Genomic DNA, 23,508 nt, shown 5'->3' on the forward strand with positions numbered 1-23,508 from the left:
ATATACGCTCTATATTGTAATCATAGAGGGCTGGGATGGTGACCAAAAGATCATTACACCCCTTATAATAAACCCTTGGTTTATCCGATGAAGTTCTAGGGGGTGCATTTTTATGCTAGCGAAAAAAGGACAGAAGTTTAAAGGATACACGTTTGAAATCCAAGTAGAGGCCATACGGCTTCATATCGAGAAAGTTGGACATATCGTAAACTCATGGAGAAGTTCGGGATTGCAGATCGACATCGGTTGAAAGAATGGATGCGGAAGTACAAGGAACTCGGTGAATTCGGACTTATGGACCAGCGAGGACGGCGGAAGGAATATATGGACCAGGACAGGTACGTCCAAAAGTTAAATTGGGAAAACGATATGCTAAAAAAGTGTTTGGTAATCTGGATGCAAGAGATGAGGCGCACAAGTATGTAACGATTGAGAAGATCGCTAAAGAGTATCCAGTTAGCGAACTCTGTAAGCTATTTAAGGTCTCTAGAAGTGGATATTACGCCTTCTTAAAACGGAGAGAAGCAGATCGAGATCGGGACGCGAAAGCACCTGTGAAGAAAGTGTATGAGCAGTATAACGGGGTCTACGGCTACCGTCAAATCCAACTATTTTTGCAGCACGATCATGGAGTCTGGATGAACCATAAAAAGGTACTCCGGTTCATGCAGGTCTTGGGAATCCGCTCACAGATTCGTCGGCAGCATCGCTGCAACTATGCTTCTTCTACGGAAGGTCGTGTGGCGAAAAATCTGCTAAAACAGGATTTCAAGGCGGACAAACCAAATCAAAAATTAGTCACGGATATCACGAATGTCCCATGCGAATCAAGACATGCTGCCAAAGGTGGCGCCCGAATCAGCATGTCTCGCCGAGGCAATTGTTATGATAATGCCTCGATGGAGAGCTTCTTCTGTCTATAAAATGGGGTCTTGACCAGTCTACTCATATCTTTTTGCAGAAAACTCGTGTTCCTTGGCAACCCACGAAACGACGAAGGCAAGAATCATTAGTAGAAAATGAATATGACGGAGGCTGCCAAAGCACTGTTTATTTCCCAACCTGCGGTTAGCAAGGCTTTGATCCAATTTGAAAATACTTTGCAGGTAAAATTGTTTATTCGCGACAAGCAGAATGAACTCGTACTGACCGAAGTGGGAAAAGAAATGCTAAGTTTGGCCAGACGAATGAAGGAGATCGAACATAAAGTTGAAATTGGAATAGTAGCTTCTCCTTTCAATCATTATGACGTCCATATTCTTGAACACGATTCCATGGTTGCCATCATACCGGAGAATCATCCATTGCCAGCAGAGCATGAGGTTTCTCTGGAAAAGAACAGGAACGACCTTATCTTTTGTAAAGGAGGACATGAATCTGCTGTATTAAACACCTTGCATGAGCAGCAAATTCCTTTTCAGGAGAGTCTCACGGTACAAACGGCTAAAACCTTAGTCCACATGGTCCAAAAAAAGCTGGATATCGGCATTATATCGAAGTTTACGCTTTCCTCGGTGTCCCATTCACTCATTGTTAAGGAGATCATTCCCCGGATTACACGGGATATCGGAATTATCGCGCATTCTTTTGATGAAGCGACCCCGGCAGCACGTGAGTTTGTAAAAGCGTTGGGTCAGTTGTATCGTTCGAGTGAGTAACTTAATAAAAAGGCCTTTGTAAAAGCAAGGGCCGAATTTCAGTTCAGTTTGGCCGCTATTGATTTTAATAAGGCACCACAGGCCAGTGGACTGTTCGCCCATGTTAAGGATACCGCAAGCTTTTATCCACGCGCATTATAATGGCGTAGAGATTTCAAAAGATATCAATCCTTCAAAAACTCTGACTAAGGAAGAGCTCACCTATATGCTGTTTCAGGGCATGGAAACCCCTTGATTTTTACGAGGTACCGTGCGGATTTGGGCTTACAGTTACTTGACACCATTATCGTTAATGCTATAATAATGAAATCGAATTTAGATTCAACGGTAGCTGATTATCGTATAGTTTCTATCCTGGTCCTTCGGCATGCAACACAGGTAACGAATAAATAAGCTGGCTCCGGATGTGGGAGACCAGCTTATTTTTTTGTGAATACAACGCTTAAACATTTCGGGACCATAGATTGAGAGGAGACGTGAGTTATGTTTGGTAATGATTGGGATGAAGTTTTACGGGAAGAGGTAGAAAAGCCTTATTTCAATGAGTTGAGGTATACATTAGCACGCGAATACAAGATACATAAAGTCTACCCTTCAAAGGAAGATTTGTTTTCCGCACTCAAATTAACACCATATCATCTTACCAAAGCGGTTATATTGGGGCAGGACCCCTATCATGGAGAGGGACAAGCCCACGGCTTGAGCTTTTCCGTAAGATCAGGTGTGCGTACACCGCCGTCTCTGCAAAATATATATAAAGAGTTGCGCGATGATATCGGCACTCCCATTCCCAATCAGGGCTACCTTGTTCCTTGGGCAGAGCAGGGAGTGCTGCTGCTGAACAATGTGCTGACCGTGTGTGAAGGACAACCGCAATCTCATCAGGGAATAGGCTGGGAACGTTTCACGGATGCCGTTATTGAGGCGATTAATGAACGTGAGCAGCCGGTAGTGTTCATTTTGTGGGGAAGCCATGCTCAGAAAAAAGCAAGCTTCGTGAATACGAGCAAGCATTTGGTGTTGAAATCGAGCCATCCGAGTCCTTTGGCGGCTCACAGGGGCTTTTTCGGCAGCAAGCCTTTTTCGCGAACCAATGCATTTTTGATTGAGCATGGAATGGAACCGATTCGGTGGGAGATTCCTAACCGCTAGCACTGGAGGTGAGGACATGCGTCAATGGAAGGGACGTCAGGTCATTTTATATCACGGCAACAACGGTCATACCCAAAAGGTGCGCGGCACGATTGAAAAATGGGATAACACGCACAAGTGCGTTATTTTAGGTCCGAAGATGTTGTCTATTCCTTTTGAAAATATTACGTATATTACAATGCTCCCTCCTGGGCGTGAACGCAGAAGCCGTCATCCGGCAAAGCTAAATTCTATCGGTTACGTAATGAGTGTTCCACTGCAGTTTGATAATGCCATTCTTTTTCAATCGGCGGTGACCGTTTGGAAAGAAGATCAGCTAATTGCCTGCAACGCAAAATTGACCAGTCACACGACCTACGATGTCATTCTGGATGATGGACAAACCTTGTCCAAGGAAGGTCATCTGTTCGTGGTCAGGTCGCTACGCGGAGGACATTAACTGTTATAATCCACCTTTTTCTTTCCAAGGGTTCAAATTAAGTAGCTGTTTACCGATAAAAGTAATGGTGTTGTTGATTGTATCCTATAGAGTTGAAACTAAGGGAGAGAAACGAATGGAACGTATGAAACGTATAAGCAAACGGAGTACCTTCTTACTTGCTGTGCTGATGTTTTTATTTGCAGCATTGCCAGCAGGTCTGACCCAAGCGGAGGGGAGCACTGCCTCTACAGTAAAGTGGGATAGTGAAAATCCGACTATATTAAATCTGGGTGGAAGCCCCGCTCAATTAAAAGTGTGGTATGTGACGGATTCCGGCAAAGAGGATGTTACCCAAAATGCAGTATGGATCTCTGGGAATCCAAGCATATTAAAGGTAGATAAGGGGCTCATTACTCCAGTTTCCAAAGGTCAGATTAAGGTTGTTGCCACATATGAACAGCAAACGGTAAGTACAATGATTACGGTTAAATCGCCTTACAGCAAGCTGCAAATAGATCCATCTGATCCCATCAATCTGGTGGTTAGCGGAGATTCGAAGCAATTGACTGTCCAAGGTACGCTTGCGACGGGCGGTACAGAAAAAGTATCCGATGTGGAATGGACATCCACGAATCCGTCTGTGGCTACAGTGGAAAATGGTCTTGTTCGTCCTCTTGCCAAGGGCATGACTTACATTAAAGCAAGCAAAGATGAACTCCAAGCACAAACGATCGTGTATGTACGTTCCTCTTCCCAGGCATTGATACTGAGTCCCTCCAGTTCTCAATCGGTCTTCCTGGGTAGTTCACCAATTCAGGTCAATGCGACTGATGTGAACCTTACCGGAGGTAAAATGGATGTTACCAGTACTGCAGAATGGACTTCCTCCAATCCGCTGGTTGCCACAGTGGGGCAAGGAAAAATCAGCCCGCTGGACGCAGGGAATTCAGTGATAACGGTGTCCTATCACGGTTTGAGCAAGACTCTGAAGGTCAACGTATTGCCGACCATTGAAAAGCTGGTATCCAGCAAAGCAAGCTTATCTCTCGAAACAGGCAGCAAAACGACTCTTCCGAGTATATCTACTTACTTGGTCAATGGAGCCAAAAAAGCAGTACAATCCGATGTGAAATGGAGCCTAAGCAATGAAAGTGTCGTCAAAATGGCAAACGGCAAGCTGATTGCAGTGAACCCGGGTAGCGCGACACTGACAGCTACATTGGGTGCCATTAAGCTGGATATCCCGGTAACTGTACAATACAAAGTACTAAAGCTGATCGCCTCCGAGAAAAAATATGTGCTGGTAGCGGGACAAGAAGTGAGTGTTCCCACGGTAAAAGCACAAATGGCTGGTGGTGAAACACTCGATGTCACCAATCAGGTAAGCTGGCAGGCTACTACTGCGGCAGTAACAGTGGGAAATGGCAAGGTAAAAGCAGTAAGCGGCGGTAACTCTGGTATTAAGGCCATATATTTGAATAAATATGTGAAAGTACCTGTCATCGTGGAAGGAACTATTTCTACGTTGACGCCAAGCATTTCAAGTGCTGAAATGAATTTGAAAGGGAGTCAATCCGTCAAAGTCATTGGTGTATATACAGATGATAAAAAGGTTACGCTCAGCAACAAAGTGAAATGGACAACATCCAATGCCTCCGTGGCGATTGTAGAAGGCTCAGCCATCAAAGCGGTTGGGAGTGGAACAGCGACGATTACGGGCACATACCAGGATAAGTCATTTAACATTGAGGTCAAGGTTACACCTAAGCTGCTCAAGCTGGTATTGAGTAACAAGAACTTGAAGCTTCCTAACGGTTCCTCTCAAGTGCTGAGTGTGAATGCAGTTTATGACACAGGCACAATTACCAATGTGACAAGTTCAGCGGTATGGACTTCTTCCAAGCCTTCTATCGTACAGGTTAGCGGAGGCCAGGTGAAGGCATTGGCTTACGGAAATTCCAGCATTAAAGTGGTTTATAACAGTAAGACTGTAGCTACCTCTGTCAGAGTGTTAAAATAATCTTCATATATAGCACATTTCGCTTATGCAAAAATAACCCCCGGTCAATGACCAATGACCGGGGGTTATTTTTCAACTTATTCTACGCCGTCCTGATAATGGTTCTTCCAATGCTTGTCGCCTTTATGAGAAAAGTCTTCAACCGTCTTTTCCAGCGTGGCCACCAGTTGAGCTTTAATTTCAAAAATTGTATCTCGAAACAGTCTTTCTTCCTTGCCGTTAATTTTTTCACCATACAAAGCCTGAGCGGCTATAAATTGACGATGTTGCTCAACAAAACTGTCAATTGAATGCAGCGCATGCTCCACGTATTGTGAAATGCTATGATGCTCGTTAGGCAGTTGCAATTTTAACTCCTGTACTCTGTTTAATAATGCCAAGATGATCACCTCGTACGTTTTATTATGTCAATAATTATACATCATTTTTGGAATACTTTCATTAAATTTTGATTAAGATGTGATCTTTTTTATATCATACTTGTCATTCCCGATGAGGATGCGACTTATTTTCGCAATGATTCCAATGGATCTTCAGATTATTATGTTTTAAAATTAAAATATTTATGATTAAGCTATATGCGGGGCATGTTGCGACAACAGTCTTTCTGACATGTTATACTAGAGCAAAACCCAGTCGGAAAGGTTGTCAGTGCGGTATGAAGCTTTTTAAAGGTTTATTTTGGGGAATATTGGTCAGTCTTCTCCTGTGGTGTGCCTTCTTCGGGCTTGTCCGCTGGATATCTCATTGAGTCGGGTTACAGAAAAATAAAGTTCGAGAACTTCCTTGGTTGAAGGTCATCTACTGGAATAGCTTGAAGGGAAGAGGGAAATTGAAGAAAAAGCTGTTAAGTTTTATAACTCTAGTGCTGCTAGCTGCTGGCGTGTATTGGTTTGAAGGTGGCAATCTTCTTACGAAAACGATAGGAGAGAATCCGCCTTCATCGTCTCAGGTTACGCTGCAATTTCCGTCAGGTCGTTATCCTGAAACAGCGCAACATATCAAGGAAGCCATTCAGGCGGGGAAATCATTCATATGCACAATTGACCGCGAAGGAGCCGAGCAAAATCGCAAGCATTCGCTTGCAGGAGTTCCCACTCGTAAAGGATACGATCGTGACGAATGGCCGATGGCACTGTGTGCAGAAGGTGGAGAAGGTGCAAATATCAAATACATAGCCCCTAAGGATAATCGGGGAGCTGGATCATGGGTCAGTCACCAACTGGATGAGTTTGAGGATGGAACTCGCGTAAAATTTGTCGTCAAATAATATGTTATGAGATCGTATCGTTACTTTTTTTTCCCTTTACTAGGCTCCTGCTTGGCTCTAATCAATGCCAAAAAAGCAAAAAAATCACCTAGTGTAGTGAAGCCGGCACCTAATATCGCCAGATCTTCAGCGGATAATTGATTGAACCATTCCATTTGCTTAGCATCAAACATTTTATCACCGCCAACCATTAATAATGTATAGTATGTGCTGACGGCAACGAATGTCAGGGCTCAGGATACCATTTAAGTTAACCTGGCTGAATATTTATTTACCTTCGCTCGGACGTGTTGTATCAGAGAATGGAGCCGGTTTTTATGATCAGAAAGCATTAAACCAATCGATTAAAGACGGTTGGCAGGTATCTAAAAAAAGAATGTACGGGAAGCACCAATTTATATTTTCATGGTTACATTATCCCCGTTTTCTTCACTTGGTGATCCGAAAACTGCTAACACGATTATTAAGGTTGAATTTTACAGCAGCAATATTCAGGACATGTTTGACCGCTTCAAATGTGATGGACGAAAGGACCCCTTTTATTATAAAAAGGTGTAGGAGTGATTTATAATCGCACTGCAAATGAAGAGCTGTCAGGCCAAGCTGATTGCGATACTGGAGAAATGGACTGCATGAAGTTGATAATCTGACCGTGAAAATTGGAGAAGAGAGTTACCCTGTTCACGCTTCTTTCGCAGACTACTGGCTGGTATTTGATTGACTACATGCCTTTGTCCGATATGATGTATGGGTGCAGATCGGAAATGAGACGAATAATGGAATACTCTGAGAAGAAAGCAAAGCCTCGGTGAACATGAAAAACTACGCCTGGCTCATCAATCAGAGAATAATACTGTAAAATCGGTAAGCAGCAGTACTAAAACGATAGTGCATCTGGCCAACGGGGATAATGGCTCCACCTTAGCCTGGAATATTGGCGGCTTGATTGACAATGGTGCTCAGTTTGACGATTACCAATGCCAATAATATCGTTGCAAAATACGGCAAAGGTATTGTCATCAGTGAAATCGGAATGGAATATAATGAACCTGCAACTTCCAAGGTATTTATTGCCGTTATCAAAACGAAGGTTTGTAGTATCGCGGGCTGCAAAGGCCTGGGGGTATTTTATTGGGAACCGGCTGCAACCCCAGGTTATAACAAAGGTGTTTGGCAGGCTGACGGTAAGCCAACCTCAGCGCTGGAAGGCTTTATAAACGAGAGTGCGTACGAGTATGTCAAAGAACCTCTAACCCGCACAATGTGCAGAATAGAGGTTCTTTGTTTTCGTTGGTTTATTTAAGGTAGATCGTTAGGATTTCCGGTTGACCTTGAAGAACGAAATGAGCTCTTCCAGCTCCCCGGACATCAATGTAAGCTTGTCAGAAGCTTTGACGATAGAAGCCATAGATTCAGCCTGTTCTCCAATGGTATGTTCAATTTGTTTGCTGCTGTCAAATGTTTTGCTAACCGTGGAAGACAGCTCGTCAGAGGTGGCTGACATTTCCTGCGTGCTGGCCGATATCTGCTCAGTTGCGCTGGAAACCTCCTGGATTTGTGACGATACTTTATTAGCTGCATTTAAAATTTCAGAGAACATTTCGCCTGTCTGTTTCGTAACTTTCAGCCCGATGTGAACTTCTTTTGTACCAAGACGCATGCCTTCTACGGTTTGTTCAATTTCCTTTTGAATTTCTTCAATAAGTTCTGCAATTTGTTTGGCGGATTCTTGAGATTGCTCAGCCAAATTACGCACTTCTCCCGCTACTACTGCAAAACCCTTGCCTTCTTCACCGACTCTGGCAGCTTCAATAGAAGCGTTCAGTGCAAGCAGGTTAGTTTGGCTGGCAATGCCTGTAATGATGCTTACGATATTACTGATTTCGTTAGATCGATTCTGTAGCGTATTAACGGAATCAACTGCACTTTCTATTGTAGTGGAGATAGAATCCATTTGAGTTGATAGCTTTTGGGCTACCTGATCGCCTTCAACCGAACGTTTTTCCATGGAATAAGCTTGATCTGCTACCGAGGAGGAGCTTTCGGCAATGGTTTGGATAACCGCAGACATTTCATTCATAGCCCTGGAGCTTTCATGTGCTGCGTGATCCTGAGCTTTAAGTCCCTGGGTTATTTCCTGAATATTGCTGTTAATGATGTTCGTATTCGCACTGTTTTTCTCGCTAATACTTAGCAATTCCTGAGCTGATCCCGTAACTTCTTGCGTCGTATCCTGTACTTTCACCATTGTATCGTTGAGGCGTTTGATCATGGTATTAAATTTTTGGTTGATGATGCCAAGGTCGTCTAGACCTGTCTTGATTTTTACAGTCAGTTTCCCCTCGCTGACTTCTTCAATGCCCTTCATCAGGCTACGAATCGGGGAGAGGATACGTTTTACCAGCAAATATTGAACGGTTAAGAAAATAGCAAGGAACAGAATGAGCAGAGATATACCGTATAGAAGCAGTTTATGAAGTCCGGCAGGTACCGAGCTTGCGTCTACGTCAAAGTATATGGCGCTCGTAATTTTACCGCTTGCATCTGTAATTGGATAAACAATGGTAGTCCATGTGCCATAATCGTCGGTGTAAAAGCTGGTCAACGCCGATTCTTTCGTTTTTAGCATTTCATCTATAGAATTTACATTCTCAATAGGAAGAGGATACATATCCCCTATGTTCATTTTGGAATCTTTTTTGGAATCTTGGAAAGCTTGAACTAAATTTGTGGGAACGCCAATAATGGAGACTTGATTTCCTTCTTTTAGCTCTGTACCAAATATGTAAGCTTGGGCAACATTCGGATAAAGTGTGTGAATAGAATCGAGAAATTTGCGTAATTCTTGTTGAACAGGGCCATTATAATCTTTTTCGCTTAATGCTTGTTGTACTTTCGTTTTATCAACATCTTCTGCCCATTTTTTAGTCAATACCTTAACCTGGTCTTGCAGCTGCGTGGTGAGAATGTTCTTTTGAAGTATGTAACTGGATGTAATAAGAATAGCACCTATTAATACGATGTTAATGAATGAAATCAATAGATTTTTACCAAAAAAGGACATAGTACTCCACTTCAAGTTTTTCACGAGTTTCTTCTCCTTTGAATTAAAAATTTAGGTTAATATACGACCTATCCCTTATATATTTCGTCAATATGTTTTCTAAATGTTAGGTTTTTTTTAATTTGGAGAATATCAGTTGCATATTGGTGAAATATAGTTACAAAAACTGAAAAAGATAGATTTTATATAGGAAAAATGAGGCTTGGAGGAGAAAGGAAATGGGAGGCTATAGAATAATAAGCGATGGCTTTCAATGAAATAACGTACCTGCAAAATAACCAATTAAAATGACAAAGAAAATAGGAATTAAAATGATAAAAATACGATCTGTAGCTATAATGTCGCCTTCAATGAAGATGTCCGCCAAAGGGCTGGCGGACATCGGGTAATTAATAATTACTTTGCTTGTATGCAAGTACAATCTGACGTTGTTCGCTAATTCTTATACCAGGACAGTTTATTTGCCACTCTTTTTAATTGGTCTATACTTGCAGTCCCACATTGCATCCCGAATCGCTTGGCGAATATCATCGGGCTGGTGACGTGCTACGCCATCCTGAACCGCAGCCTTTGCAACTGCTACAGCTACAGCTTCAGACACTTCACGCAGCTCGCTGATTTTCGGCAGCAGGGAAGCTCCAGGCTGTGACAAATCAACCATATCGGCTACTGCATGGGCAGCGGCGGCAAACATGCTGTCTGTGATGATCTTGGATTTCACTACAATCGCGCCAAGACCAAGACCAGGGAACACGAAAGCATTATTGGATTGTCCGATTTCAAACTTAACATTATTATAGGTTACCGGTTCAAAAGGGCTGCCTGTTGCAATCAGCGCTTTTCCTTCAGTCCAGAGGATCAAGTCTTGCGGAGTTGCTTCAGCCAGTGGAGTTGGATTGGACATAGGCATAATAATAGGACGTTCTGTATGCTTGCTCATTTCTTTAACGATTTCCTCACTAAATGCTCCGGTAACACCAGAGGTTCCGATCATAATGGTGGGTTTCACCCGGCGAATGACTTCGAGAAGCGGAATTTTGCCGTCTTCTGCACGTTCCCAATCACGGCATTCTGCGGCATCCCGTACATAAGGAACCTGGAATGGGAAGAGTCCTTCTGTTTCATTAGTAAGCAGACCACGGTAATCATAAGCCCAGAAGTTACTTCTTGCTTCGGTTTTCGATAGTCCTTCCAACATCATGGCTGCACTAATTTGGTCTGCATTACCGATACCAGCGGCTCCTGGACCAAAGACCAAAACTCGATGCTTACTTAGTGGGATTCCGGACAGTTTAACACCAGACATGACACCTGCGAGCGTAATTGCACCAGTGCCTTGAATATCATCATTAAATGTCAAAATACTGCTTCCGTATTTATTGATAATGTTCCGGGCGTTGACATTGCCCAGGTCTTCCCAGTGCAGTAGTGCATTTGGGAAATAAGACAGTGCAGTTTGAACATAGGTGTCAATAAATTGGTCATATTGTTCTCCGCGAACACGTTTGTGACGGTTCCCCATGTATAAAGGATCTTCGAGCAGCTTCTCGTTGTTCGTACCCGCATCAAGAACAACAGCCAACACTCGGCTAGGATCAATGCCGGCGGCTGCTGTGTAAACGGCCAGTTTACCAATGGAGATATTAATTCCGCCAACTCCCCAGTCCCCGATCCCCAGAATACTTTCGGAATCCGTGGCTACGATGAGGTCAATATCCTCAGGGTCCAAGTTCAAATTTTTAAAAGCTGCTTCAATGCCCGCAAGATTACCAATGGATAAATACATACCTCCAGGCTTGTGGTATTCATGACTGTATTCCTGTATAGCCTGACCGACAGTTGGAGTATAAACAATTGGAAGCATTTCGCTCAGGTGCTCGGAGAGCAAGCGATAGTAAAGGACTGTATTCCGGTTAAAAAGATCGTTTAACGCAACATTTTTGCGCAAATTATCCGGCTGGCTCTGGAACTGCTCATAGACCCGCTGAACCTGCTCCTCTATGGTCAATAGGGTAGGGGGAAGGAGGCCGTCAAGTCCAAGCTGCTGCCGTTCTTCAAGAGTAAAAGCCACTCCTTTATTCAGCAGTGGGTTAGCCAGCAATTCTTTTCCGGTTAATTTGGTTTCGATAGAACCATCTTCAGTAAATTGAAAAGTACGCATTTCTAATTTCCTTCTTTCTAAAAATTACATTTAGTTAAACCTCGAATATTTCGTGAATAATTATACGCCTTATTTTAAACTAAGTGAACAAGTATTTTGTATAAAAAAATGTTTATATTATAAAAAATTTTGTAAAATTAGATTTTCGATCTTTATATTCTCGATTACAGGTTGCTTCTTGGATTTTTGCAAAATTCTCAAATGTTTACACAAGAAATTTTATGACATTTTTCAATCACTTTTATCTACAAATTTCATTATATTTTCCAGAAATCTTTATTGAATTAAGTTCTGTCATAGCGAAGTTGCTTAGAACTGAATGAATCCTTCAATCAGGTATAGCATTTATTTCGTTTCATAGTGTAAGAAGAAATTTGTATAACAGGTGGATAAAAAGGACTCTGTTTTATTTTCAGGCAAACAAAAAAGCCTTGAATATCAAGGCTTTTGACGTATAGGACGGATGGGGATCGAACCCATGACCCTTACCCTGTCAAGATAATGCTCTCCCGCTGAGCTACCGTCCTTCGGTTACTAGATTGTATCATGTATTAACCATAAATGTAAAGTGGAAAAATAGAAATAAGCTTGTGCTTTATTACTATTTTTATATATAATTCAAATTTAGTGGATTTGCAAATTGAAGCAGTGATAAGGGGGAGTGGATGATGGCCGCAGAAATTATTAGTGTAACGACAGAAGAACAGCTACAGGCAGCGCTATTGATCCGTACAAAGGTATTTGTCGAGGAGCAGAAAGTTCCTGTCGATATTGAAATTGACCATTATGACAAGCTGGGGGATGCTGCACATCATTTGCTGATCTCTGATCATGGTGAGATGGTGGCTACGGGACGCTTGACGTATTATGAGGAAGATATAGCTAAAATGCAACGTATTGCGGTTCTCAGGGAGCATCGCTCCGGGGGTTACGGACGCATATTACTGCTGGCTCTGGAGGAACGCGCGCGTGAGCTGGGGCTGCGACATTCGCTGCTGGATGCTCAATGTCACGCTGAAAAATTTTACGAGAAGCTCGGTTACGAGACAATTTCGGAAGAACCTTTTGACGATGCCGGGATTCCACATGTGCGTATGCGCAAAAAGCTGTAGCTGGCATTACAAAGATGCATATAATTCTGCATAGGGTGCATGCTAATAAAAGTTCCTACTATACTATGGATAAGGAGCGATGCGGCATGGCTAATGCAGAACGAGAACAAATTACGGCAGTACGTAAAAACGGTGATGGTGATCTGACGTCGTTTCAGACATCTACCGGTCGGGTTTTGGATTACAGTCAGGCTCTGAATGAAATTGAAGCAGGCTCGATTGCCGGGGTCAATGTATTCAAAGCCAAGGATGGAAGCAAACGGATTCGCGGAGATGCCGATGGAGATCCTACCAATAATTTGGATCAGTTGCCGTTGTTCTGACGTTCATTTCAAGCATCTATCGCTAGCACATTACTACACGCAAGTATATGCCAAAGTCGCCGGGCTTTTTTTCCAGTTGGAAACCCGGCGACTTTTTATTATTTCACTTTGTATCCAGTATTATTTTTGCTCCGTGCGTTCCAACTCCACAATGTTGTATACGCGCTGCTGCTCCAGAAAGGACATGACTCCAGCCTTTTCCCTGAATTGCTCCATGTCGTCACTATAGTGCATGAGACGAATCTGCTCTTGAAGCGGGATTGGCAAGCTGAGCAGCTCGTCCAACGTCGTATGGACTTCTCCTGCACCCTGTAATTGAACCTCATGCAAAATGCTGCGACAACCCCGTTCGTGTACCAGTTGATTCAGTAGGCCGGGATCAAAGGTCATATCCGCACTATAAAAAAGACGTCTATTAATGAACAGGGAGTAGCTGTCTTTACCGGGGATATGACGGGTAGGAATGAGTTCAACTTCGATGCCGGATACTAGGCTGGTGGATTCACCAGGCTTCAGCACGTTCACCTCAAACACATCCTCCAGCTTGTCAATCATGCCTTGCTGTGACATGCCGCCCTTGAGCGTGTTTTCCCATAATGGATGAATTAGCGGTTTTGCGATATAAAGTACAGGTTTACGGCCATGAAGGATGTTCATTTGGAATCCAAACTCTTCCAATCCTCCGACATGATCAGCGTGAATGTGGGTGATTAGAATGGCGTCAATTTCACGCAATTGGATGCCCATTCGGTGCAGTGCCAGAGAAGCAGTTGTGCCGCAGTCGACCAATAGCTTGCCTGCTCCGCTGTCCAGCAGTGCGTTATTGTTGTAATAGTTCTTGGCAAAGGCACTGCCTGTTCCCAGCATTTGTATTATCAGGCTCATTCGTATTTCACCCTCCAGACTAAATGTGTATAAATCCTCTGCAGTCGTATCTTACCATTGATGCTGTTGAAATTAAAGATTTCACGCCATATCAAAAACTTTGGACAATTTGTTAAGCACAGCGCAACTTGTGGAACTGAGCTAGGTATAAATGTAAGACAGAAGTTATTTAACAGATGATGATGGAGGGATATCTAGCGATGAAGTGGAGAAAAGTGATGGCCTTAGTGATGGCCTTTTCGATAATGGGAGGGACCGTCATTTCGGCGGAATCCTACAAGGACCAAGTGAAACTGATTATTAACGGTGAGATGTCGAAGGATAGCGCGGTTGTCATTGACGGTAAAACGTATGTGCCCATTCGGGATTTTAACGGGATTGTCAGTTTTGATCCGTCCGGTGGAAAGGTTGTTTTCGACCAACCGAATGTACACATGTTTTTGTTCAAGGGCGATACGGTGTTTGGCAACGTGAATAAAGGTAACAAAGTGAAATTCAATGTATTCAGTCAGATTGATACGTTAAAAGCGGATATCTCCGGTGTGAAGGTAGCGATCACCGACCCGGAGGGTAACGTGAAGAATATTCAGTCTCAGGATATCAGCGGAGCACAAAAGGATAACTTTTGGTTCCGTACAAACGACTTTACGTATGATTTTAAAACAGCAGGGAATTACCGGGTCGGTTTCTACATTAAAGAAAGCAAAGACAGCAGCTATACACTGGTGTCCGAAAAAGTCATTTCAGCGATAAATTAGGCATACCACAAATTGACCTGTACCCTTGATCATGTTACGATACGGGGGAAAATAAAACAATTTGAAGGTAGGTATTTCCATGAGTGATCACAAACATGAACACGGTGAAGCCTGCAACCACGATCATGACCACGAACATGAAGAAATGGTTCTTACGCTAACTGATGAAAATGGAAAAGATGTAGAAATGGTGCTGGTAGAGACCTTTGACGTAGAAAATCACGTTTACGCTCTCCTGCTGGAGCGCGGCAATCCTGAAGCAGACGGCATTATTCTTCGTATGGAAGAAGAAAATGAAGAAATGGTGCTTTACAATATCGAGGACGAAGATGAATGGAAACGTGTAGAAGAGGCATACAGCGAGCTGGTTGCCCAATACGAATAGCATTGGATCTATCGGCTGTTACAACTTTGTAAGCTAATGAAAAGGCCCCCAAAACGGGGGCTTTTTTTGTTAAGCTTTTAAGATGCTTATAAGATTTTCCAAGCTTGTTACGGCTCAGGAGGCTTAGGAAATGGCGTCTGTTTCAACGATAACCTTCACCTGATGCACGGTGCGATCCTCCGGTCCTTTTACAGGCAGGCCTACTTCTACATGATCGACAATATAATCAATATTGTCCTGCGAAATGACCTCACCCGGTAGCAAGATGGGAATGCCTGGTGGATATACATAAATGAATTCTGCAATAATGCGTCCAGCAGATTCCTTGAATGGTACTACTTCCGTATCTCCGTAAAAAGCGTCTCTCGGAATCAGGGAGAGCTGTGGGATATCCTGTATTTTTACATCCAGTTCATGCTGCTGACCTGTAGAATAATGTTTGGAAGCCAGCTCACGCAGAGCTTTCAATAAAATCTCAATATCCTCTTTCGTATCCCCAGGGGTCACCAGACAGAGAATATTGTACATATCGCTAAGCTCAACCTCGATATTGTAGTTTTCTCTCAGCCAATTTTCCACGTCGTACCCAGTAAGACCTAGATGACGAATATGAATGGTGATTTTGGTCGCGTCATAATTATAGGTTGCCTCTGTACCGAGAATTTCACTGCCAAAGCAATATAATCCTTCAATCTTGTTGACCTCTGCACGGCAATGTTCGGCCAAATCAAGCGCACGTTGCGCTATTTCATAGCCATTGAGAGCCAGATTGCGGCGTGATGTGTCCAGAGAAGCCAGCAGGATATACGAAGTGGAAGTCGTTGTCAGCATACTGAAAATCGTCTGCACACGCTGCGGATTGACGTATCCGTTTTTGGTATTCACATTCAGAATCGAGCTTTGTGTCAAGGAACCGCCCAGCTTATGGACGCTTGTAGCTGACATGTCTGCTCCCGCTTCCATGGCGGACATCGGCAGATCAGGATGAAAATGAATCAGTACACCGTGGGCCTCATCGACCAGGACCGGCACATTATAGCTGTGAGCGAGATCTACAATTTCTTTCAAATCGGCGCACACACCGTAATATGTCGGGTTGATGACGAGGACGCCCTTGGCGTCAGGATGACGTTCCAGTGCCCGGCGTACGGACTTGGTTGTAATCCCGTGGTGAATACCAAGATTCTCATCACTGACTGGAGATACGAATACAGGCTTCGCTCCAGACAATATAATGGCAGACATTATAGATTTGTGTACGTTTCGGGGCACAATAATTTTATCACCCGGCAAGCAGATGGACATAATCATAGTAATGATAGCTCCACTTGTACCCTGTACACTGTAATAAGTATAATCAGCTCCGAAGGCTTCTGCTGCAAGCTTTTGAGCTTCTTCGATGACGCCTGATGGCTGATGCAGATCGTCCAATGGAGCGATGTTAATCATATCTATGGAAAAGGCATTATCCCCCATAAATTCGCGAAATTCCGGATCTGCGCCCACTCCCTTTTTATGACCTGGGATGTGAAATTGAACCGGGTTGCTCTGAGCGTGCTTTTTCAAAGCAGTAAAAAGCGGGGTGTTGCTTTGATTCATTAGTGTTGTCACAACCTTTCGTGCAGGATTTCGACAATCCTAGCAAGTGATAATAGAACAAAATTGAGTATAGCAGTTTGAAGTAGGAATGCAAGCGGTTGACGTTGCTTTTATTTGTGAATGATAGGAGCATGGAGACACCCCGGACTTTATGACGAAAAAACGAAGGTAGAGGATGTGGGACAGATGAAACAAATCGGAAGAGAAAAAAATCCTCGGCGGTTATGGTCTCCCTTTTTTGCAGAATTATGGGTATTGGTATTTCTGGTTGAATTTATGAAGGGATCTCTTCTGGTAGCTATCCTGCCGGTATATATGGGAGAAACGCTCGGACTGTCAGCCGGAATCATCGGTCTGGCCTTTTCGCTCCAGTATTTTGGCGACAATGCGTTCCGGGCACCGGCAGGCTGGATGGCTGAACGGCTCGGCTACCGGGGAACAATGTCGACCGCGTTGCTGTTTACACTTGTAGCGGTGATCATGCTAAGCGTGCTGATAGAGCCAGTGTGGCTCGTAGTCGCCTGTCTGCTGCTCGGTCTGGGCACTTCTCCGCTCTGGCCTTGTGTCATGACTGGAACGACTAAAATGTCCGGGCCTAATAACAGTAATGGTACGGCGATGGGCACATTGGAAATTGCGTCCATGGGCGGAACAGGAATGGGGCCGCTGGTTATGAATTTCGCTATGGCACATTATGGTCATTCCTACGGAATGGTGTTTATGATTTTGACAGGATGCAGCATTGTGTTGCTGTTGGTCTCCCTTATGCTGCCCGGACGGAAAAAGTCTGCTGACAAGGGGGCGTTGCAACGGAGCGTCTTGATGTCCTCCGAAGGTCTTGCGAAGCAAGAGCCGCAGCTGCTGGGAGCAATCAAGGAGACGATCAACTCTCTTAAAACAAAACTTGATGTAAACCCATTAATTTACCCGGCGCTGTTTTTGCAGTCGTTTGTTATCGGTTTGATCAGCCCGGTATTGACGCTGTACGCCCGGACGGACCTCGGGATTTCGCCGAATTTGTACAGCGTACTTCTGATCGCGGGCGGCGGGGTGACGGTGTTGGCGCTTATTCCTTGCGGAAAGCTGGTGGATCGGCTCGGAACAGAGTATTTTCTGCACGTCGGTTTTTTACTTGCCGGGATTACGCTGTTTTTCTTTTCCGCCGTCCGATCCATTCCGCTTGTGTTCATATCTATAGCGCTCATCGGCTTGGGCTATGCGCTCATTTTACCTGCATGGAATACCTTCCTGGCCAAATTGATCCCAGAAAGCGAGCGAGCGACGATATGGGGCTTTTTTCTGACACTCCAAGGCTCAGGTATGGTCTTCGGTCCACTCGTTTCAGGGGTGCTGTGGGACCGTGCTGGACACACAGCTCCATTTATCATCAGCGGAGCTGTAATGCTGCTTATGTTCGGCTGTCATCTGGCTTTGGCCCGTAATCCGCGCAGAAAGAAGGCCGAAGCCTGAATAGCAGCTTGATTAGCTAATGCCGTTACTCTTTCGGGAAAGCAATTCGGTACAGCGGCAGCAAACGCTCAAAAGCAGAACGCACCGTCTGTAGCAGCGCAGCTCCGTCACTAGCGAGCGGGTCGTCCCGGCCAATACGGATACCACACATGACCTCGGCTTTTTTAACCTTCTGCAGCTTGTCGATGATCGTTTGAAAATCCTTCTCGTCCATTTGTTTTTGCTCTGTACCTTCCGGGGCCATGTGGTCCATGGACCAGTAAAAATGCCCCGGTATGCAGGAACGTACATCGCTCAGGTTGGCTTCAAGCGCCTGCGCAAACGTGGTTTTGTTCGGACTTTCATAAATGACTGCGAATATGACGAAAATATGGGAAGCAAACATACCTACTTCGAAATGCGGCAGTGCCTTATATCCCCGCTTACTTGCTGCCCAGGCTACCCAAGTATCTATCGGGGGATTGACCTTGCGTCGTGCATGCTTTGCAACGTGAACGTGCATAGGCTCGCCGCACAAGTCCGTCAGGAAAGGAGCCAACTCCGCACCAATCGCTTCCAGTTTGGGTCGAACCTGTTCAATCAGTACCTCCATGCGAGGCTCCAGCCCCGGTATTTCAAAAACATCAAAGTCCTTTGCAGTAAATCCATTGAACGTCATACCTAATCCTCCTGTAACTAGGTTAAGCCCTTCGTGTGGCATAATATGTCCGATTATAGCATAATGCCAGCAGGCATGACCGACTTTAGGCCGGGTTTGGGACAAGCGTATAAGGCAAAAGTAGGATTGTGCGTTGTTGCTCATAAAAATAGGTCAAATAACCAAGTACCCTTACATAAGATGAAGTATAAAATAGAGCAAGAGAAGATCAAGCGGGAAAGCCGCAGGCTTGCTGTAGCCGGACTTCTTGAATCGGACTTGAAAAAGGAGGGAATGCCGTGAACAAGGGCTGCGAGGTAGAATATTGCAATCTGGAGCTTCGATTTAGCCGTCGGCATATCCATAATCTGATCAAGGATTTGATATCGGAAGGGTATTCGCTGTACTGGAGCGAGGATGAGTCGTACCTGGTGCTGTCGGTAAGAACCGGGCGCAAGCTGGTGAAGCTTCGTTTTCAACAATTGCGTACAGGGCACTACAAGTTGGCCGGAGATTATGTGATCCGCGACGCCAAGCTGGCGGAGTGGTTGGAAAAGCTGATTGGAAGCACTCGAGGCCATGCCATTGTCAAAAGAGTCAAGGATCATCATATTTTGGTGGAAAATATTTTGTTCGGTGAGGTCATTCGTCTGGTGGAGGTTACCGGCTTTAAGCAACGCGTCATTTATCAGAAGGGACCAGTGCTTTCAGCGCAGGAGATGGAGGATATGTACATTTCCAATGAGGGAGAAACCCGACTGCTGCTGCTCAGAATGGAAGTGGATGATGAATTGGAGAAGCTTTTCACGGCAATGACAGAGGGAGATACGGCTAGAGCCGGGAACTGCCATGGTCGCCTGCAAGCGCTATCCCGCCAACTGCTTATGATGGAAGCATAATGATGTAGATTTAGTATAACTGAACACCTCATGAAAATGGGGTGTTTTGGTCTGCGAATAGACGGGGGTTCACTTCTGACATTAAAAACGTTAAAATAAAACTGCACGTGTTCCGATTCACATAAAGTGTAATGCGGTAAAGCGGCGATATAGAATAAAAAATATGTTGCAAAGGATGAGGAACCAGATGGCAAAACAGCAGATTGGTGTAATTGGCCTGGCAGTAATGGGTAAAAATTTGGCCCTTAATATTGAGAGCAGAGGCTTCACCGTCTCGGTATTTAACCGCTCTCCCGAAAAAACGCATGATCTTATCAAAGAAGCAGAAGGTAAGAAACTGACGGGTACTTTCTCCATTGAAGAATTTGTGAACTCACTGGAATCGCCCCGTAAAATCCTGATCATGGTTCAAGCTGGTAAAGCAACGGATGCCACGATTGAGCAGCTTGTACCTCATCTGGACAAGGGCGACATTATTATAGACGGAGGCAATGCCTACTTCCCTGATACACAGCGTCGCAGTAAGGAGCTGGAGGGAAAAGGACTTCGCTTTATTGGTACAGGCGTATCCGGTGGCGAAGAAGGTGCCTTGAACGGCCCTGCAATTATGCCGGGTGGGCAAGAAAGTGCCTACAAGCTGGTAGAGCCGATTCTGACGGCAATCTCTGCCAAAGTAGAAGGCGACCCTTGCTGTACATATATCGGTCCCGACGGTGCTGGTCACTATGTAAAAATGGTGCATAACGGTATCGAGTACGGCGACATGCAATTGATCGGTGAGGCTTATCACCTGTTGAAATCAGCTCTGAATGTGAATGCGGAAGAGCTTCATGAAATCTTCACCGAATGGAATAAAGGCGAGCTGGACAGCTACCTGATCGAAATCACGGCTGATATCTTCTCCCAATATGATTCTGAAACAGGCAAACCCATGGTAGACGTTATTTTGGATGCAGCAGGTCAAAAAGGTACTGGTAAATGGACAAGCCAAAGCGCGCTGGATCTGGGCGTACCTTTGTCCATGATCACCGAATCTGTATTCTCCCGCTTCCTGTCTGCTATGAAAGACGAGCGTATTGCGGCAAGCAAAGTGCTGAGCGGTCCTAATGCTGAATCCTTCAGCGGCGACAAAAAAGAATTTATCGAAAGCGTTCGTAAAGCATTGTTCGCAAGTAAAATTGTGTCTTATGCTCAAGGCTTTGCTCAAATGCGTGCAGCTTCCGATGAATACGATTGGAATTTGGAATACGGAAAAATCGCTATGATCTTCCGCGGCGGTTGCATTATCCGTTCGCAATTCCTGCAAAACATTAAAGATGCGTATGACCGTGATCCTGCTCTGAAAAACCTGTTGCTGGATTCATACTTCAAAAATGTAGTAGAAACTTATCAAAACGCATGGCGTCAGGTGATTTCCGTGGCTGTATCTCAAGGTATTCCAGTGCCAGGCTTCTCCAGTGCACTCGCATACTATGACAGCTACCGTACTGAGCGTCTGCCAGCAAACTTGCTGCAAGCGCAACGTGACTACTTCGGTGCGCATACGTTCAAACGTGTGGACAAAGAAGGCGTATTCCATCACCAATGGTTCTAATCAACTGGGAATATGCTAGAATAACAGCAATGTAATACAACGGAAGCTTCTTTTGCCCTCTGTGGCGGGGGAAGCTTCCGTTTTTCTTTAGTGGATTGTCCAAGCTTTCGGCGCTGTGGTATGATAGAAACAGCTATTTTAACACATCACCGCGTCTAAGCTTTGATTCACGACAAAAAAGACGGGAAGATCCCGTCTCATTTGGTGGGCAGCATTTTACTGCTCTTGTGACCATTGCAGCATACCGCCGGTCATGTTAGTGCAGCCTTCATAACCGAGCTGTTGTAAATATTCGCAGGCTCGTTCACTGCGATAACCGCTCCGGCAAATAAAGATAATTTCACCGGTACGTTCAATTTCCTCAAGACGACTCGGAATCTGTCCGAGCGGAATATGCTTGGCACCGTCAATCATGCCTTCCGCTACTTCTTCTGCCTCGCGAACGTCGATCAGTTGCAATTGTTCGCCTGCTTGCAGGCGTGCACGAAGCTCCGAAGGTTCAATCAGGGAGATTTGCGTCATGGCCGGACCTCTTTTCTGAATCTAAATAGGTGACACGTGTGTTAATGACTTGTACCAAACATCTTGCACACTCTATGTATGATAGCCAAGCTATCTGCAAGCTGTCAATCGGGCTAATCCTAAGATTAATCAATTGCCGGGATGAAACTCCGGCAGACTTTGCTTGATACTCTGTGTTTTTCCGGTGGAGAAATGAACACCGAAGCTTGTATAATTAACGTAAAACGGGTTGGTTAAAATCTGAAAAGGAGCATGTACATTATGGATGTTATCGTTAGACCTACCCCTTCGTTGCAAGGGGAGATTGGGGCCTTGTCCTCCAAAAACTACACTACACGTTATTTGCTGACAGCAGCGCTTGCTGATGGACAAAGCACCATTTATTTTCCGGCACACAGTGAGGACAGTGATGCTATGCGTCGTTGTATTGCTGATCTGGGGGCAGTGCTGGAAGAGGATGATGAAAAAATAGTCATTACGGGCTTTGGTAGCCATCCTCGTGCTGTGAAGGAGTTAAATGTAGGGAATGCCGGAGCGGTGCTTCGTTTTTTGATGGGGATCGCATCGCTTTGCCCGGATGTTACTTTCGTCAATACATATCCCGATTCGCTGGGAAAACGACCGCATGATGACCTGATCGATGCATTGGGTCAACTGGGTGTACAGGTAGATCATCGCGAAGGTAAGCTTCCGATCCGCATTCAGGGTGGTCAGCCTAAAGGCGGCAAAATTCAGGTATCCGGTTCGGTTAGCTCACAATATTTGAGCGCCTTGCTGTTCCTCACGCCGTTACTGGAGGAAGATAGCGAAATCGAGGTACTGCATGATTTGAAATCCAAGGTGGTTATTGGTCAGACGCTGGAGGTGCTCCAAGAGGCAGGTATTATCATTCATGCAAGTGATGATTACATGTCTTTCCGTGTTCCGGGACGACAATCTTATCAGCCACGCACGTATACAGTGCAGGGGGATTACCCGGGCAGTGCTGCGGTGCTGGCGGCGGCTGCGGTAACGAACTCGGATGTCACTATCCATCGGTTAAAGGAGGAGAGCAAGCAGGGAGAACGTGCTATTGTAGATGTGCTTCGTATGATGGAAGTACCGCTGACGCACGAGAACGACACAATCGTTGTGAAGGGGAATGGCCGATTGAAGGCCATCGAGTTTGACGGTGATGCTGCAACCGATGCTGTGCTGGCGATGGTGGCTGCTGCTGTATTTGCTGACGGTACGTCCCGTTTTTATAATGTGGAAAATTTGCGGTATAAGGAATGTGATCGCATTACCGATTATTTGAACGAACTGACCAAGGCCGGAGCTCGCGTGGAGGAACGTCAGGCTGAAATTATCGTACATGGCCGACCGGAGGGGGTCGAAGGCGGTGTTGAAATTAACGCGCATTTTGATCACCGTGTTATTATGGCTTTGACGGTTGTCGGTCTGCGGGCCCAGACACCGCTGGTGATCAAGGATGCGCATCATGTTGCCAAATCATATCCGCAATATTTTGACCATCTGACGACGCTTGGGGCATCTGTAGAGTGGGTAAAATAATAGTAAGTTTTAGAAGTGAACAGG

General features: G+C 44.8%; 24 protein-coding genes, 1 tRNA gene and 2 pseudogenes. 18 read left to right on the forward strand and 9 right to left on the reverse strand.

The genetic code is table 11. The features are described 5' to 3' along the window. The first annotated feature begins 112 nt into the window (after positions 1 to 112). The 7 genes from ACWGOO_RS06390 (at position 113) to ACWGOO_RS06420 (ending at position 5,251) form a co-directional block, all read left to right on the forward strand. The gene (locus tag ACWGOO_RS06390; protein ID WP_452481938.1) at positions 113 to 250 is read left to right on the forward strand and encodes a hypothetical protein; all 138 of its coding nucleotides are present in this window, start codon (positions 113 to 115) and stop codon (positions 248 to 250) included. Next, positions 214 to 426, forward strand: a complete 213-nt coding sequence (locus ACWGOO_RS06395) for a hypothetical protein (RefSeq protein WP_452481939.1) — start codon at positions 214 to 216, stop codon at positions 424 to 426. Before ACWGOO_RS06390 ends, ACWGOO_RS06395 begins: the two co-directional genes overlap by 37 nt. Next, complete coding sequence (locus ACWGOO_RS06400) at positions 357 to 923, forward strand: IS3 family transposase (protein ID WP_452481940.1); 567 nt, start codon at positions 357 to 359, stop codon at positions 921 to 923. Before ACWGOO_RS06395 ends, ACWGOO_RS06400 begins: the two co-directional genes overlap by 70 nt. Before the next feature lie 96 nt (positions 924 to 1,019). Next, positions 1,020 to 1,658: a LysR substrate-binding domain-containing protein gene (locus ACWGOO_RS06405; RefSeq protein WP_452481941.1), complete on the forward strand. Its 639-nt coding sequence runs from the start codon at positions 1,020 to 1,022 to the stop codon at positions 1,656 to 1,658. Positions 1,659 to 2,141: 483 nt separating this feature from the next. Further along, positions 2,142 to 2,810 carry a uracil-DNA glycosylase gene (locus ACWGOO_RS06410; protein ID WP_452481942.1) on the forward strand — a complete coding sequence of 223 codons (669 nt, stop codon included), beginning with the start codon at positions 2,142 to 2,144 and terminating at the stop codon, positions 2,808 to 2,810. Positions 2,811 to 2,826: 16 nt separating this feature from the next. Continuing rightward, positions 2,827 to 3,249 (forward strand): hypothetical protein, encoded by a 423-nt coding sequence (locus ACWGOO_RS06415; protein WP_452481943.1) that lies wholly within the window; start codon positions 2,827 to 2,829, stop codon positions 3,247 to 3,249. Positions 3,250 to 3,364: 115 nt separating this feature from the next. After that, complete coding sequence (locus tag ACWGOO_RS06420; RefSeq protein WP_452481944.1) at positions 3,365 to 5,251, forward strand: Ig-like domain-containing protein; 1,887 nt, start codon at positions 3,365 to 3,367, stop codon at positions 5,249 to 5,251. A gap of 77 nt (positions 5,252 to 5,328) precedes the next feature. On the opposite strand, the gene ACWGOO_RS06425 is transcribed toward ACWGOO_RS06420, so the two are convergent. Next, complete coding sequence (locus ACWGOO_RS06425) at positions 5,329 to 5,631, reverse strand: hypothetical protein (protein WP_452481945.1); 303 nt, start codon at positions 5,629 to 5,631, stop codon at positions 5,329 to 5,331. A gap of 452 nt (positions 5,632 to 6,083) precedes the next feature. On the opposite strand from ACWGOO_RS06425, the gene ACWGOO_RS06430 reads away from it, so the two are divergent. Then, the gene (locus ACWGOO_RS06430) at positions 6,084 to 6,521 is read left to right on the forward strand and encodes a NucA/NucB deoxyribonuclease domain-containing protein (protein ID WP_452481946.1); all 438 of its coding nucleotides are present in this window, start codon (positions 6,084 to 6,086) and stop codon (positions 6,519 to 6,521) included. A 20-nt stretch (positions 6,522 to 6,541) separates the two neighbouring features. Here the strand turns inward: ACWGOO_RS06430 and ACWGOO_RS06435 are convergent, their stop codons facing one another. Further along, positions 6,542 to 6,694 (reverse strand): hypothetical protein, encoded by a 153-nt coding sequence (locus ACWGOO_RS06435; RefSeq protein ID WP_452481947.1) that lies wholly within the window; start codon positions 6,692 to 6,694, stop codon positions 6,542 to 6,544. An 80-nt stretch (positions 6,695 to 6,774) separates the two neighbouring features. On the opposite strand from ACWGOO_RS06435, the pseudogene ACWGOO_RS06440 reads away from it, so the two are divergent. Further along, positions 6,775 to 7,267 (forward strand): annotated as a pseudogene (locus ACWGOO_RS06440) (two-component sensor histidine kinase); the annotation flags it as partial. Positions 7,268 to 7,269: 2 nt separating this feature from the next. Next, positions 7,270 to 7,740: pseudogene (locus ACWGOO_RS06445) on the forward strand (glycosyl hydrolase 53 family protein); the annotation flags it as partial. Positions 7,741 to 7,833: 93 nt separating this feature from the next. On the opposite strand, the gene ACWGOO_RS06450 reads toward ACWGOO_RS06445, so the two are convergent. The 3 genes from ACWGOO_RS06450 to ACWGOO_RS06460 form a co-directional block, all read right to left on the reverse strand. Continuing rightward, positions 7,834 to 9,609 (reverse strand): methyl-accepting chemotaxis protein, encoded by a 1,776-nt coding sequence (locus tag ACWGOO_RS06450; RefSeq protein ID WP_452481948.1) that lies wholly within the window; start codon positions 9,607 to 9,609, stop codon positions 7,834 to 7,836. 433 nt (positions 9,610 to 10,042) lie between these two features. After that, positions 10,043 to 11,746, reverse strand: coding sequence for an NAD-dependent malic enzyme (locus ACWGOO_RS06455; protein WP_452481949.1), 1,704 nt, complete (start codon positions 11,744 to 11,746; stop codon positions 10,043 to 10,045). A 455-nt stretch (positions 11,747 to 12,201) separates the two neighbouring features. Beyond that, positions 12,202 to 12,273 (reverse strand) — tRNA-Val (locus tag ACWGOO_RS06460). 141 nt (positions 12,274 to 12,414) lie between these two features. Here ACWGOO_RS06460 and ACWGOO_RS06465 point away from each other — a divergent pair. Together ACWGOO_RS06465 and ACWGOO_RS06470 are read left to right on the forward strand one after the other, a co-directional pair. Then, the gene (locus ACWGOO_RS06465) at positions 12,415 to 12,858 is read left to right on the forward strand and encodes a GNAT family N-acetyltransferase (protein ID WP_452481950.1); all 444 of its coding nucleotides are present in this window, start codon (positions 12,415 to 12,417) and stop codon (positions 12,856 to 12,858) included. A gap of 86 nt (positions 12,859 to 12,944) precedes the next feature. Then, a complete protein-coding gene (locus tag ACWGOO_RS06470) occupies positions 12,945 to 13,181 on the forward strand; it encodes a DUF3892 domain-containing protein (protein ID WP_137063658.1) in 237 nt (78 codons plus the stop codon). Positions 13,182 to 13,301: 120 nt separating this feature from the next. On the opposite strand, the gene ACWGOO_RS06475 is transcribed toward ACWGOO_RS06470, so the two are convergent. Further along, the gene (locus tag ACWGOO_RS06475; protein ID WP_452481951.1) at positions 13,302 to 14,066 is read right to left on the reverse strand and encodes an MBL fold metallo-hydrolase; all 765 of its coding nucleotides are present in this window, start codon (positions 14,064 to 14,066) and stop codon (positions 13,302 to 13,304) included. 200 nt (positions 14,067 to 14,266) lie between these two features. Between ACWGOO_RS06475 and ACWGOO_RS06480 the strand changes: the two genes are divergently transcribed. Continuing rightward, complete coding sequence (locus ACWGOO_RS06480; RefSeq protein ID WP_452481952.1) at positions 14,267 to 14,824, forward strand: copper amine oxidase; 558 nt, start codon at positions 14,267 to 14,269, stop codon at positions 14,822 to 14,824. A gap of 79 nt (positions 14,825 to 14,903) precedes the next feature. Beyond that, positions 14,904 to 15,209 (forward strand): DUF1292 domain-containing protein, encoded by a 306-nt coding sequence (locus ACWGOO_RS06485; protein ID WP_025684269.1) that lies wholly within the window; start codon positions 14,904 to 14,906, stop codon positions 15,207 to 15,209. Between the two features lie 123 nt (positions 15,210 to 15,332). Here the strand turns inward: ACWGOO_RS06485 and ACWGOO_RS06490 are convergent, their stop codons facing one another. Then, positions 15,333 to 16,808 (reverse strand): aminotransferase class I/II-fold pyridoxal phosphate-dependent enzyme, encoded by a 1,476-nt coding sequence (locus ACWGOO_RS06490; RefSeq protein ID WP_452481953.1) that lies wholly within the window; start codon positions 16,806 to 16,808, stop codon positions 15,333 to 15,335. Between the two features lie 186 nt (positions 16,809 to 16,994). Here ACWGOO_RS06490 and ACWGOO_RS06495 point away from each other — a divergent pair, with 186 nt between their 5' ends. Continuing rightward, complete coding sequence (locus ACWGOO_RS06495) at positions 16,995 to 18,278, forward strand: MFS transporter (RefSeq protein WP_452482048.1); 1,284 nt, start codon at positions 16,995 to 16,997, stop codon at positions 18,276 to 18,278. A 25-nt stretch (positions 18,279 to 18,303) separates the two neighbouring features. Here the strand turns inward: ACWGOO_RS06495 and ACWGOO_RS06500 are convergent, their stop codons facing one another. Next, positions 18,304 to 18,936, reverse strand: a complete 633-nt coding sequence (locus ACWGOO_RS06500) for a YktB family protein (RefSeq protein ID WP_452481954.1) — start codon at positions 18,934 to 18,936, stop codon at positions 18,304 to 18,306. A 278-nt stretch (positions 18,937 to 19,214) separates the two neighbouring features. Here ACWGOO_RS06500 and ACWGOO_RS06505 point away from each other — a divergent pair, with 278 nt between their 5' ends. Then, positions 19,215 to 19,814 carry a hypothetical protein gene (locus ACWGOO_RS06505; protein WP_452481955.1) on the forward strand — a complete coding sequence of 200 codons (600 nt, stop codon included), beginning with the start codon at positions 19,215 to 19,217 and terminating at the stop codon, positions 19,812 to 19,814. Positions 19,815 to 20,001: 187 nt separating this feature from the next. Next, a complete protein-coding gene (gndA, locus tag ACWGOO_RS06510) occupies positions 20,002 to 21,408 on the forward strand; it encodes an NADP-dependent phosphogluconate dehydrogenase (RefSeq protein WP_452481956.1) in 1,407 nt (468 codons plus the stop codon). A 216-nt stretch (positions 21,409 to 21,624) separates the two neighbouring features. Here the strand turns inward: gndA and ACWGOO_RS06515 are convergent, their stop codons facing one another. After that, positions 21,625 to 21,930 carry a rhodanese-like domain-containing protein gene (locus ACWGOO_RS06515; protein ID WP_452481957.1) on the reverse strand — a complete coding sequence of 102 codons (306 nt, stop codon included), beginning with the start codon at positions 21,928 to 21,930 and terminating at the stop codon, positions 21,625 to 21,627. Between the two features lie 261 nt (positions 21,931 to 22,191). Between ACWGOO_RS06515 and aroA the strand changes: the two genes are divergently transcribed. Next, on the forward strand, positions 22,192 to 23,484 hold the full coding sequence (aroA, locus tag ACWGOO_RS06520) for a 3-phosphoshikimate 1-carboxyvinyltransferase (protein WP_452481958.1): 1,293 nt from the start codon (positions 22,192 to 22,194) through the stop codon (positions 23,482 to 23,484). Positions 23,485 to 23,508: the final 24 nt, after the last annotated feature.

This window comes from Paenibacillus sp. NPDC055715, assembly GCF_053617595.1.